Raw genomic sequence first — 12,929 nt, 5'->3', positions numbered from 1 at the left:
TCAACAGCAAGAGCTGGTTTCCTGTGGGTTGGCGGGGTGGGTCCGGTTGAGGGGGACGCTGCAAGTACGTCCCTGTAAGCTCGGTCGCCGCATCCATGCGGCTCACGCCCCCGCAACCGGACCCACCCCGCCTTCGACAGATTTCCGCGATCTGTTGGAACGGCACGGGGTCAGATCCCGTTGCTACGCAACGGGATCTGACCCCGGATTCATTTCGATATCTGACAGATGTGTCGACCAAGGTCGACACCTACCAACAGCCACAGGAATCTGTCAGAGGCGGGGCGGTGTCGGATTGCGGGGTGTCCGCGGCATGGATGCCGCGGCCAAGCCCCCAGGGATGGGTTTACGGCGTCCCCGCAATCCGACACCGCCCTGCCATCCCACGGAATGCCAGCTTTTGACGTTGCTCTGGCCCTGGCCTCTGCAGGTGCAGGGCGCAGCCCTGCCGAAACCCACCCCTACCATGACTGCAGTCACTTGCCCGAATGCCCGCTGCTGGCGAAAGTCGAGGAGTTGACGTGATCGGATCGGTCCTTTGCCGGCCGCACGGAAGTGAGAGAGAGACGCAGTGCAACGACGTGAGTTCCTGGCATTTTCCGGTCTGGGCCTGGCGGGCCTGGTCCTGCCGCATTCGCGGCTGATCGCCGCCGAGCAGTTGCTGGCCCCGGTCGACCCGGCCAAGCGCCGACGCCTGGCCGAGGTCGCTCTTGCCGCCGCGCGCTCGGCCAAGGCCAGCTACTGCGACGTGCGCATCGGTCGCTACCTCAACCAGTCGGTGATCACCCGCGAACACCAGGTCGGCAACGTGACCAACCGCGAATCGTCCGGTGTGGGCGTGCGGGTGATCGTCAACGGCGCCTGGGGGTTCGCCGCCACCCACCAGCAGACCGAAGCGGCGGTGCGCACCGCCGTCGAGCAGGCCACGGCCATCGCCCGCGCCAATGCCAGCATCCAGACCCGGCCGGTGCAGCTGGCACCCACTCCGTCGGTAGGCGAGGTGCGTTGGCAGACGCCCATCCGCCGCAATGCGATGGAAGTGCCGATCCAGGACAAGGTCGAGCTGCTGCTGTCGCTCAATGCCGCCGCGCTGAATGCGGGCGCCGACTACATCAATTCCACCCTGTTCCTGGTCAACGAGCAGAAGTACTTCGCTTCCAGCGACGGCTCGTTCATCGACCAGGACATCCACCGCATCTGGCTGCCGTTCACCGCCACCGCCATCGACAAGGCCAGCGGCAAGTTCCGCACCCGCGCCGGCCTGTCCTCGCCGATGGGAATGGGCTACGAATTCCTCGATGGCGAGGCACGTGGCAAGGTGCAGCTGCCCGGTGGCATCACCGCGTACCGCGATTCCTACGACCCGGTCGAGGACGCCATCGCCGCCGCCCGCCAGGCGCGCGAGAAACTGAAGGCACCCTCGGTGAAGCCCGGCAAGTACGACCTGGTGCTGGACCCGTCCAACCTGTTCCTGACCATCCACGAGAACGTCGGCCATCCGCTGGAGCTGGACCGCGTGCTCGGCTACGAAGCCAACTACGCCGGCACCAGCTTCGCCACCCTGGACAAGCGCGATGCCGGTTTCCGCTGGGGCAGCGACATCGTCACCTTCTTCGCCGACAAGACCCAGCCGGGCAGCCTCGGTGCGGTCTGCTACGACGACGAAGGGGTGAAGACCCAGCGCTGGGACCTGGTGCGCGACGGCATCCTGGTCGACTACCAGGCCACCCGCGATGAGGCGCACATCCTCGGCCGCGACGCATCGCATGGCTGCAGCTATGCCGACTCGTGGTCCAGCGTGCAGTTCCAGCGCATGGCCAATGTCTCGCTGGCACCGGGCAAGGCACCGCTCAGCGTCGAAGACATGGTCAAGGACGTGGAGAACGGCATCTACATCCACGGCCGTGGCTCCTATTCCATCGACCAGCAGCGCTACAACGCGCAGTTCGGCGGCCAGCTGTACTACCAGATCAAGAACGGAAAGATCACCGGCATGGTCGAGGATGCGGCCTACCAGATCCGCACGCCGGAGTTCTGGAACGCCTGCACCGCCATCTGCGATGAACGCGACTTCCGCCTCGGCGGTTCGTTCTTCGACGGCAAGGGCCAGCCCGGCCAGGTCTCGGCGGTCTCGCACGGTTCGTCCACCACCCGTTTCAACGGCATCAACATCATCAACACCGCGCGCAGTCTCGGCGCTTGAGCCACCCGTCCTTCATGGAGAGCAGCCTTGCACAGACGTGACTTCCTGGCCCTGACCGGGCTTACCGCTGGCGGCCTGATCGTGCCGTCGTTCTTCGGCAAGGCGATCGCCGCCGAGCAACTGCAGTCCAGCCTCGACCCTGCGCTGAAAAAGCGCCTGGCCGATGCCGCCCTGCAGGCCGCACGCAGCGCCGGCGCCACCTACTGCGACGTGCGCATCGGCCGCTACCTGCGGCAGTTCGTGATCACCCGCGAAGACAAGGTGCAGAACGTGGTCAACACCGAGTCCACCGGTGTGGGCATCCGCGTGATCGTCAACGGCGCCTGGGGCTTTGCCGCCACCAATGCGCTCAGCACCGCCGACGTGGCCCGTGCCGCGCAGCAGGCGGCGGCGATCGCCAAGGCCAACGCGGGCGTGCAGACCGCGCCGGTGCAGCTGGCCAAGGCGCCGGGCGTGGGCGAGGTCAGCTGGAAGACGCCGATCCGCAAGAATGCGATGGAGGTGCCGATCAAGGAGAAGGTCGACCTGCTGCTGGACGTCAACGCCGCGGCGATGGGCGCCGGCGCCAGCTTCGTCAATTCGATGCTGTTCCTGGTGAACGAGCAGAAGTACTTCGCCTCCACCGACGGCTCCTACATCGATCAGGATGTGCACCGCATCTGGGCGCCGATGACGATCACCGCCATCGACAAGGCCAGCGGCAAGTTCCGCACCCGCGAAGGCCTGTCCGCACCGATGGGCCTGGGCTACGAGTACCTGGATGGCGCCGCTGCCGGCAAGGTGCTGACGCCCAATGGCGTGGTCAACTACGGCTCCTCCTACGACATGAAGGAAGATGCCATCGCGGCGGCCAAGCAGGCGCAGGAGAAGCTGAAGGCGCCGTCGGTGAAGCCTGGCAAGTACGACCTGATCCTGGATCCGTCGCATACCTGGCTGACCATCCACGAGTCGATCGGCCACCCGCTGGAACTGGACCGCGTGCTCGGCTACGAAGCCAACTACGCCGGCACCAGCTTCGCCACCCTGGACAAGCGCGAGCAGCATTTCCAGTACGGCAGCGAGCAGGTGAACATCTTCGCCGACAAGACCCAACCGGGCAGCCTCGGCGCGGTGGCGTACGACGATGAAGGCGTGAAGTGCAAGCGCTGGGACCTGATCAGCAACGGCAAGCTGGTGGACTACCAGACCATCCGCGACCAGGCTCACATTCTCGGCAAGACCGAATCCGATGGCTGCTGCTACGCCGACTCGTGGTCCAGCGTGCAGTTCCAGCGCATGGCCAACGTGTCGATGGCGCCGGGCAAGTCGCCGCTGAGCGTGTCGGACATGATCAAGGACGTGGAGAACGGCATCTACATCATCGGTGACGGTTCGTTCTCGATCGACCAGCAGCGCTACAACGCGCAGTTCGGCGGCCAGCTGTTCTACGAGATCAAGAACGGAAAGATCACCCGCATGCTTGAAGACGTGGCCTACCAGATCCGCACGCCGGAGTTCTGGAACGCCTGCAGCGCCGTCGCCGACGAGCGCGATTACCGCCTGGGCGGTTCGTTCTTCGACGGCAAGGGCCAGCCCGGCCAGGTCTCGGCGGTCTCGCACGGGTCGTCGACCGCGCGCTTCAACGGCATCAACGTCATCAACACCGCACGCAGCCTCGGCTGACCGGTCAGGAGCCCTTACACCATGAGTATCTTCACCGAAGCCCAGGCCAAGGCCATCCTCGACAAGGTCATCGCCCTGTCCAAGGCCGATGAGTGCACCGCCGTACTGGCCGGGTCGATCAACGGCAACATCCGTTTCGCCCTGAACAACGTGTCCACCAGCGGCATCGTCGACAACACCGAACTGGCCGTCACCGTGGCCTTCGGCAAGCGCGTGGGTACCGCTTCGATCAACGAGTTCGACGACGCCGCGCTGCAGCGCGTGGTCCGCCGCGCCGAAGACCTGGCCCGCCTGGCCCCGGAGAACCCGGAGTTCATGCCGGCCATCGGCAAGCAGAGCTACCGCGCCAGCCCGACCTTCAGCGAATCCACTGCCGCCATCGATCCGGCCTTCCGTGCCAAGGTCGCCGCCGATTCGATCGCGCCGTGCCGTGGCAACGGGCTGATCGCCGCCGGCTTCCTGGAAGACGGCCAGGGCTTCTACGCCACGGCCAACAGCAATGGCAACTTCGGCTACCAGCGCAGCACCAACTTCGACTACACCTGCACCGTACGCACCGAAGACGGCCGTGGCTCGGGCTGGGTGGGTCGCAACCTGAAGGATGCGGCCGACTTCAAGGCCGACCAGGACATCCGCATCGCGATGCGCAAGGCGACCGAGTCGCAGGAAGCCAAGGCGCTGGAGCCCGGCAAGTACACGGTGATCCTGGAGCCGGCAGCGGCTGCGGGCCTGATCAGCTTCATGATGAACTTCTTCAGCGCGCGCTCGGCCGATGAAGGCCGCAGTTTCCTGTCCAAGAAGGGCGGCGGCAACAAGCTGGGCGAGCAGGTCTACGATCCGCGCGTGAACATGCATGCCGACCCGTGGCATGCCGACGCACCGGTGCTGCCGTGGGATGGCGAAGGCATGCCGCGCGAGCGCATCGCCATCATCGAGAACGGCAAGATCGCCAACCTCGACTATTCGCGCTTCTGGGCACAGAAGCAGGGCAAGACCGCCAAGGCCACGCCCGGCAACCTGCTGATGAGTGGTGGCGAGAAGAACACCGCCGAGCTGGTGCGCGGCACCCAGAAGGGCATCCTGGTCACCCGCACCTGGTACATCCGCATGGTCGATCCGCAGACCGTGCTGCTGACCGGCCTGACCCGCGATGGCACCTTCTACATCGAGAACGGACAGATCAAGCACCCGGTGAAGAATTTCCGCTTCAACGAGTCGCCGGTGATCATGCTCAACAACATCGAAGAGCTGGGCAAGCCGGTGCGCGTGGCCGGTGACGAATCCAGCTTCGTGATGATGATTCCGCCGATGAAGCTGCGCGATTTCACCTTTACGTCGTTGTCCGACGCGGTCTGATGGATCGCCGGGCCTGCCTGCGCTGGTTGGCCGCTGCCGCTTCGGCGGCGGCGCTGCCGGCATGGGCGCAGGCAGGCCCGCGCAGTTCGCGCTACGACTTCTGGTTCACCCGCCTGCAGTACGACTCCGGCGACTGGGACGTGGACGCGCGCATGCCGTCCAACCTGATCACCTCGCTGATCGACTACACCTCTTTGCGTGTGGACCCGCAGGAACGCGTGGTGGCCTTGGCCGACCCACGCATGCTGGAGGCGCCGTTCTGCTACCTGGCCGGGCACACACTGGTCGAGTTCAACGCCGCCGAACGGCAGAACTTCGTGCGCTACGTGCGCAATGGTGGCTTTGTTTTCGTCGACGACTGCAACCACGATATCGACGGCCTGTTCGCCACCTCGTTCGAAGCGCAGATGGGCCGGCTGTTCGGGCCGAAGGCGCTGCAGAAGCTGCCCAACAGCCACGCGCTGTACCGCAGCTTCTTCCGCTTCCCCGACGGCCCACCCGCGACCACCTTCGAGCTCAATGGCTGGGGCGATGACCTGGTGCACGACTATCTGAAAGGCATCGAGGTCGACGGCCGGCTGGGTCTGCTCTACAGCAACAAGGACTACGGCTGCGAGTGGGACTACGACTGGCGCAACAAGCGTTTCCTGGCCGAAGACAACACCCGTTTCGGCGTCAACATCGTGATGTACGCATTGAACAATTGAACGGACCACGCCCATGACCTCCCCCGACCTCGATTCCCTGCTGCCGCGCCTGCACGATCTGCGCGCTGCGCTCGCCCACGCCGTGGTCGGCCAGCACACGGTGGTCGAGCAGCTGCTGATCGGCCTGCTGGCCGGTGGCCACTGCCTGCTGGAAGGCGCGCCGGGGCTGGGCAAGACCCTGCTGGTGCGCTCGCTGGGGCAGGCACTGGAACTGCAGTTCCGGCGTGTGCAGTTCACCCCGGACCTGATGCCCAGCGACATCCTCGGCACCGAACTGCTGGAAGAGGATCACGGTACCGGCCATCGCCATTTCCGCTTCCAGCAGGGCCCGATCTTCACCAACCTGCTGCTGGCCGACGAGCTCAACCGCACCCCGCCCAAGACCCAGGCCGCGCTGCTGGAAGCCATGCAGGAACGCACGGTCAGCTACGCCGGCACCACCTACACGTTGCCGGCGCCGTTCTTCGTGCTGGCCACGCAGAATCCGATCGAACAGGCCGGTACCTATCCATTACCCGAAGCACAGCTGGACCGCTTCCTGCTGCACGTGCTGGTCGATTACCCCAGCGAAGAAGAAGAGCGGCAGATCCTGGAACAGACCACCGGTAACGCCACTGGAAGCGTGCCGAAGGTGATGGATGCCGAAGCGGTGATCGCGCTGCAGGCGGCGGTGCGCCAGGTGCATGTCAGCGCCGACGTGCTGGCCTGGATCACCCGCCTGGTGCGCGCCAGCCGTCCCGGCGAGGGCGCACCGGCGGCGATCAACCAGTGGGTGAAATGGGGTGCGGGCCCGCGTGCCGGGCAGTCGCTGGTGCTGGCCGCCAAGGCGCGCGCACTGCTGCAGGGTCGTTTCGCCGCCACCCGCGAGGATGTGCAGGCGCTGGCCGCACCGGTGATGCGTCATCGCCTGCTGCTGTCCTTCGCCGCCGAGGCCGAGCAGAAGCGGGCGGACGATGTGGTCGCCGCACTGCTGCAGGCCATTCCATTCCCGGGTTGATCCACTGGTGACCGCAGGCACACCGCTGCTGCTGCCACCTGACCTGCGTGCGCGACTGCGTGCGCTGCGGCTGTGGCCACGCCTGGCCAGCGGCGCGAGCGGCATCGGCCAGCATGCCAGCCGCAGCCGCGGTGCCGGTCTGGAATTCGCCCAGTACCGCGCCTACGAGCCCGGTGACGAACTGCGCCAGATCGACTGGAAGTTGTACGCGCGCTCGGACCGCTTCTTCGTGCGCGAATCCGAGCGCGAAAGCCCGATCACCGTCTGGTTGCTGCTCGATGCCACCGCCTCGGCGGGCCAGGCCGACCGCGCGGCACCGGCTCGCAGCCGCCTGGACCACATGCGGCAACTGGCAGCCTGCGTGGTCGAGCTGGCGCTGCAGCAAGGCGATCGCTTCGGCCTGCTGGCCATCGATGGCGAAGGCCTGCAACTGGTGCCGGCCGCACATGGCGCGCGCCAGCGCGACCGCGTGCACCTGCAACTGCATGCCCTGCAGGCGCGTGGCGGATGGCCTGCCGCCGAGCGCCTGCGCCCGTTGTGGGAGCGCGTGCGCCCCGGCGATCTGCTGCTGGCCATCGGTGATGGCTTCGATGACGCGGGCATCGTGCTGCTGGAGCAGCTGGCCAGCGCACGCCGCGAGGTGATGCTGCTGCAGGTGCTGACCGCCGACGAACGCGATTTCCCCTTCGATGCAGGTCACCGCTTCCGCGACCCGGAAACGGGCGATGAACTTCTCGGCGATGGCGCCGCGATCCGCGCCGACTACGTGCAGCGCTTCGGCGAGGCCCATGCCGCGCTGCGGGCGCGGTTGCAGTCCAGTGGCATCGCCACCGCCATCGGTTGGCTCGACCAGCCGCTGGACCAGCCGCTGCAGGCGCTGTTCGGCCGCAGGGGCGGCGCATGAGCCTGCTGTTCCCGCTGGGGCTGGCGGCGCTGGCTGCATGGCTGTTGCCACTGCTGATCCACCTCGCCCGTCGTCATCCCTATACGCCGCTGGATTTCGCTGCGCTGCGCTGGCTGCGCGCCCAGGTGCGACCGCGCCAGCGCATCCGCTTCGATGATTGGCCACTGTTGCTGGTGCGCCTGCTGTTGCTGGCCGCATTGGCCCTGCTGCTGGCGCGCCCAGCGCTGACCGGTCCTGCACCGGTGCCAGCGGCGTGGACGGTGGTGGCGCCGGGCCTCGACGCGACCGCACTGCGCGGCAGCACCGATGCACGCAACTGGCATTGGCTGGCGCCGGGCTTCCCGCCCATCGACCAGCCCACGCCGATGGACGCTGCTTCCCTGCCCAGTCTGCTGCGCGAGCTGGATGCGCAGCTGCCGGCCGGCACCGCGCTGACCGTACACGTACCCGATCCCTTGCCCGGCCTTGATGGCGCCCGCCTGCAATTGTCGCGCGAGGTGCAATGGCAGCCACACGCGCTGACCGCCACCGCACCAGCACACGCCTCCATAGCGCCACGCCTGCGTACGCGCAGCGATGCACCGGTGGCAGCGCAGCAATGGCTGGGCGCGTTGCAGCGCGCATGGAGCACGCAAGCGCTTGCAGCTCCCATGGCCGACGATGCGTTGCCGGGCCGCGGTGAGATCGGCATATGGACGGGCACCGAAACACTGCCTGGCACCTGGCAGAGCTGGCTGCAGCAGGGCGGCACGGTGCTGACCGCTGCCAAGCCGCCAGCGGGCGCAGCCGTCCTGCTGCGTGATGCAGACAATGCGCCGCTGCTATGGCTGCAGCGCATCGGCCAAGGCCGCCTGCTGCATCTGCGCGGCGAATGGAACGTGGCCCGCAACAGTGCACTCCGCGATGACCGCCTGCCCCGCGACCTGCTGCAGGCCCTGCAACCGCCATCGACCCCGCACCTGGGTGATGCGCAGGACCAGGCGCCACGTCGCGCGATGCTGCCAGCGGCAACGCCGCCCCTGCGTGAACCGACCTCCTGGCTGCTGCTTATGATCGTGCTGCTGTTCGCGCTTGAGCGCTGGATGGCGAGCAGCGCGCGACGCAGGGCTGCACCATGAAGACGCTGCAACAGGCATGGCAACGCGCACGCCGGCGCCGCGCGGCGATTACCGTGCTGCTGGGTCTGCCCTGGGCGTTGGCGGCGGCGGCACTGGCGTTGCGCCTGTCGGGTTTTGATATCGCCTGCGTCGTGGCAACCGTGGCCCTGCTCATCATTGCGACCGCAGCGACGACACGCGCCCGGCAGCTGGACCGGCGCTGGCTGCAGCGCAGGCTGGATGCCAGTGGTGCCAGCGAGGACAGCGCCGACCTGCTGTTCGCCGACGCTGGCGCGCTCAATCCACTACAGCAGCGCCAGCGCACGCACGTGCTGTCGGCGCTTGAACGCAACGTCCCCGAGCTGCGGCCGCGCTGGCCGCGCAGGGCAGTGATGCTGTGCTGGATCGGTGGCATCGCCGTCGCTGTGCTGGCGCTGGGCTGGCCGCACAACGCCGCACCAAGCACCGCCGCCCTTGCGACGCCGCAAAGCAGCGCCAAGGCCGGTCCGCTGCGCCTGCAGTCCACCCGCCTGCGCATCGATGCACCGGCCTACACCGGTCAACCCACGCGTACGCAGAACGCACTCGACGCGAAGGTCGCCGCCGACAGTCGCCTGTCCTGGTCGCTGCGCTTTGACCGTGCACCCCGCAAGGCCTGGCTGCAGTTTCACGATGGCCGTCGCCTGCCATTGCGCGAGTACGACGGTGAATGGCACGCTCAGGACGTGGCGCGCACCCCGGTGCTGTATCGCGTGGTCAGCGAACCGGCGCTGGCCGACACCCGCCTGCATCGGCTCGACGTGGTCGCCGACCGTGCGCCCACGGTGCGCGTGATCGACCCTGCTGCCAGCCTGGTGTTGGGCAGCCCCGGGCAGCGGCAGTGGACGCTGCGCTTCGAGGCCAGCGACGATCATGGCGTCCTCCCGCAGGCGACGCTGTCGATCACCACCACCCAAGGCAGCGGTGAGAACATCACTTTCGTCCGGCGCAGCGTGACCCTCAACGGCAGCGGCGAGGCGACAGCACGGCGCTTTGCCCACACCCTCGACCTGGCCGCTCTGGGCGCACAGCCCGGCAACGATGTGATCGCCCAACTGGAAGTGCGCGACAATCACGCGCCGACAGCACAGGTCGGCCGCAGCAGCAGCGTGATCCTGCGCCTGCCCAGCAGCGAAGCCGTGCTCGGTGCCGAACTGGAAGGCCGCATCAAGAAGACCCTGCCTGCGTACTTCCGCAGCCAGCGGCAGATCATCATCGATGCCGAGGCGTTGATCCGCGAACGCCGGGGCGTTGCCGCCGATATCTTCATCAAGCGCAGCGATGCCATCGGCGTCGACCAGCGCATCCTGCGCCTGCGCTACGGCCAGTTCCTGGGCGAGGAAAGCGAGGGTGCGCCGAAGCCGCCGCCGACCAGCGACCTGCCCACCAGCGATACACCCGCGGCCGACGCGCACGATGACGACCATGAGCACGATCACGAGGCGCAGGCAGGCGCACATGACGAGCACGGCCACGACCACGGCGGCGCGGCCAACGGCAGCGACACGCCGCCGGTGTTCGGCAGTGCCACCGACGTGCTGTCCGAGTACGGGCATACCCACGACCACACCGAGGCGGCGACACTGCTTGACCCGCAGACGCGCGCCACACTGAAGGCAGCACTGGACCAGATGTGGTCGGCCGAAGGCGAGCTGCGCCAGGGGCGCCCCGAGCAGGCCCTGCCGTTTGCCTACAAAGCGCTGGCGTTCATCAAGCAAGTGCAGCAGGCCGAGCGCATCTACCTGGCCCGCGTCGGCCCGGAGCTGCCGCCGATCGACGAGGGCCGACGCCTGAGCGGCGACCGTGCCGGGCTGGCAAGCCGCGACCTGCCGCTGACCGCACGCACGCCCCCTGATCCGGCCGTGGTCGAGGCCTGGCAGCGATTGGGCGACGAGGGCGGCATGCCCGATCTGGACTTGCTGGCCGCCTGGCAGCAACGCAACAGCGCCTTCCTGCCCGATGCACTGGACCTGGCTGCCGCCATCGAGCAACTGCGCATCGAACCCGGCTGCACCGAGTGCCGGCAGCGCCTGCGTGCGCAGCTGTGGCGCGCACTGCAGCGGCCCCTGCCGCAGGTGATGCGGCGCAGCGGCGCCGATGCCCTGGGGCAGCGCTACCTCGACGCGCTGGAGGCGCAGCCATGAGCACATCGGCAGTGAACGTGTGGATCGCGCTCGCGCTGGGGCTGATCGTGCTCGTCGCCAGTGCGCGCCAGCTGCGTTCGCCGACGCGGGGTCGCCGCCATCTGATCGCCGTACTCACGCTGCAGGCCGCCGCCGCTGCGCTGCTGTACGTCTGCCTGCTGCCGCCATCACAACGCGTTGCCCTGGCCGGCCTGGTGGTGATCGGCGCCGAGGCCGACAAGGCGGGTGCACTGCCGGCCGGCGCCACCCGGGTGCTGCTGCCGGAAGCAACGGCCATGGCCGGTGCAGCGCGCGTGCCGGACCTGGCCACGGCACTGCGCCGTTATCCATCCTCCACGGTGACCCTGGTCGGTGCCGGCCTGGCCGCGCGTGATCGCGATGCCGCACTGCCCACCGATACGCGCTGGCAAGCAGCGCCTGCACCCAACGGATGGATTGCCCTGCAGCCGCCTGTGGATGCGGCTCCCGGTGCACGCTTCGATGTGCACGCACAGGCACGCGGCGTGGAACGCGCGCAGGCCGAACTGCTGGACCCGGCTGGCGCGGTGGTCGATCGTGCACCACTGGCCGCCGATGGCCGTGTGCAGCTCAGCGGCGTCGCCCGCGCCGAGGGCCGTAGCGTGTTCCAGCTGCGCCTGCTGGATGCGCAGGGCCATGTTGCCGACAGCGTGCCGGTACCGCAGCAGACGCTGGCCGCCGCTCCGCTGCGCCTGCTGGTGCGCTCTGCTGCACCGGGCGCCGAACTGAAGTACCTGCGTCGCTGGGCCACCGATGCCGGCATCCGCGTACAGCTGCAGGCCGAGACCGGCGCAGGCCTCAGCCTGGGCGACGGCAACGTGGCGTTGGACGCGTCCACGCTGGCACGCAGCGACCTGCTGCTGCTCGACGAACGCAGCCTGGCCGCACTCGGTGCCGGTCAGATGACGGCCGTCCGCCAGGCCGTGCGCGACGGCCTTGGCCTGCTGGTACGCAGTACCGGCGCACCATCGGCCAGCGCACGGCAACGCCTGCGCGATCTTGGCCTGCCCTTGCAGGGCGATGCCGGCAGCCAGATCGCTGCGATGGCCGCCGAGGGTGACGCCACGATGCTGCAGGCACGTCGCGGGCCCCTTGCCGCCGGCACCCTGCCCTCCGGTGATGGCGAAGCAGCGGACCGCGCGTCCCACGCAGCAGCGCTGCCGGCGCTGGAGTACCTGGCACTGCAGGCTGCCGGCAGCCACGCCCTGCTGCAGGATCGCGACGGCAAGCCCATCGGCGGTTGGCGCGCCGTCGGCAAGGGTCGCATCGGCCTGCTGCCGATCACCGACAGCTGGCGCTGGGTGCTGGCCGGCCGCGAGGATCGCCACGGCGAGTTGTGGAGCTCAGTGTTCGCCACCCTGGCACGCGCGCAGGCTGGCACCGAAGGCCCATGGTCGTCACAGGCACTTGCGTGGGCCGGCGAACGCCAGTCGCTGTGTGGCGTGCAGGCACCGCTGCAGGCCTTCGACGCACACGGCAGGGGCGTGCAGTTGATCGTCGACAGCAGCACCGGCACAGCGCGATGCGCAGGCTGGTGGCCACGCCAGGCCGGTTGGCAGCACCTGCAGCACGGCGAGCGCGCGTACTGGCACTACGTGTTCGATCCGAAGCAGGCCCCAGCGCTGCACCGGCAAGCGATGATCAATGCCACCGCGCAGCGGCTGGCTACTTCCGCACCGGCTACCGCGCAGGCGGACCAGCACGCACCGGGGCCGCGCTGGCCGTGGTGGTTGGCGTTCGTGCTGTGCGCATCGCTGCTGTGGTGGCTTGAGCGACGGCGCTGATCCCGGGGTCGGATCCCT

At 68.1% G+C, this 12,929-nt stretch carries 9 protein-coding genes; all 9 read left to right on the top strand.

The window, feature by feature from the left end:
- Window positions 1-571 precede the first annotated feature (571 nt).
- Genes QOL57_RS20060 through QOL57_RS20020 form a run of 9 tightly spaced genes read left to right on the top strand, consistent with a single transcriptional unit; the run spans window position 572 to window position 12,911 of the window.
- The gene (locus tag QOL57_RS20060; protein ID WP_176429896.1) at window positions 572-2,203 is read left to right on the top strand and encodes a TldD/PmbA family protein; all 1,632 of its coding nucleotides are present in this window, start codon (window positions 572-574) and stop codon (window positions 2,201-2,203) included.
- Window positions 2,204-2,230: 27 nt separating this feature from the next.
- Window positions 2,231-3,865 carry a TldD/PmbA family protein gene (locus QOL57_RS20055; protein WP_089241747.1) on the top strand — a complete coding sequence of 545 codons (1,635 nt, stop codon included), beginning with the start codon at window positions 2,231-2,233 and terminating at the stop codon, window positions 3,863-3,865.
- Window positions 3,866-3,886: 21 nt separating this feature from the next.
- A complete protein-coding gene (locus tag QOL57_RS20050) occupies window positions 3,887-5,221 on the top strand; it encodes a TldD/PmbA family protein (protein ID WP_089241749.1) in 1,335 nt (444 codons plus the stop codon).
- Entirely contained in the window at window positions 5,221-5,928 is a 708-nt protein-coding gene (locus tag QOL57_RS20045) for a DUF4159 domain-containing protein (protein ID WP_089241751.1), read from the top strand. Before QOL57_RS20050 ends, QOL57_RS20045 begins: the two co-directional genes overlap by 1 nt.
- A gap of 13 nt (window positions 5,929-5,941) precedes the next feature.
- Complete coding sequence (locus QOL57_RS20040) at window positions 5,942-6,925, top strand: MoxR family ATPase (RefSeq protein WP_089241753.1); 984 nt, start codon at window positions 5,942-5,944, stop codon at window positions 6,923-6,925.
- A 7-nt stretch (window positions 6,926-6,932) separates the two neighbouring features.
- Window positions 6,933-7,829: a DUF58 domain-containing protein gene (locus QOL57_RS20035; RefSeq protein ID WP_089241755.1), complete on the top strand. Its 897-nt coding sequence runs from the start codon at window positions 6,933-6,935 to the stop codon at window positions 7,827-7,829.
- Window positions 7,826-8,947 (top strand): BatA domain-containing protein, encoded by a 1,122-nt coding sequence (locus QOL57_RS20030; protein ID WP_089241757.1) that lies wholly within the window; start codon window positions 7,826-7,828, stop codon window positions 8,945-8,947. The genes QOL57_RS20035 and QOL57_RS20030 overlap by 4 nt, the downstream gene beginning before the upstream one ends.
- Complete coding sequence (locus tag QOL57_RS20025; protein ID WP_089241759.1) at window positions 8,944-11,109, top strand: hypothetical protein; 2,166 nt, start codon at window positions 8,944-8,946, stop codon at window positions 11,107-11,109. The genes QOL57_RS20030 and QOL57_RS20025 overlap by 4 nt, the downstream gene beginning before the upstream one ends.
- Complete coding sequence (locus tag QOL57_RS20020) at window positions 11,106-12,911, top strand: hypothetical protein (protein WP_089241761.1); 1,806 nt, start codon at window positions 11,106-11,108, stop codon at window positions 12,909-12,911. Before QOL57_RS20025 ends, QOL57_RS20020 begins: the two co-directional genes overlap by 4 nt.
- The last annotated feature ends 18 nt before the right edge of the window (window positions 12,912-12,929 follow it).

The sequence above is a fragment of the Stenotrophomonas sp. yr243 genome (genome assembly GCF_900184195.1).
Taxonomy (GTDB): Bacteria; Pseudomonadota; Gammaproteobacteria; order Xanthomonadales; family Xanthomonadaceae; genus Stenotrophomonas; species Stenotrophomonas lactitubi.
Note: the sequence above shows the minus strand (reverse complement) of the source record. Positions and strands in the feature narration are given on the sequence as shown.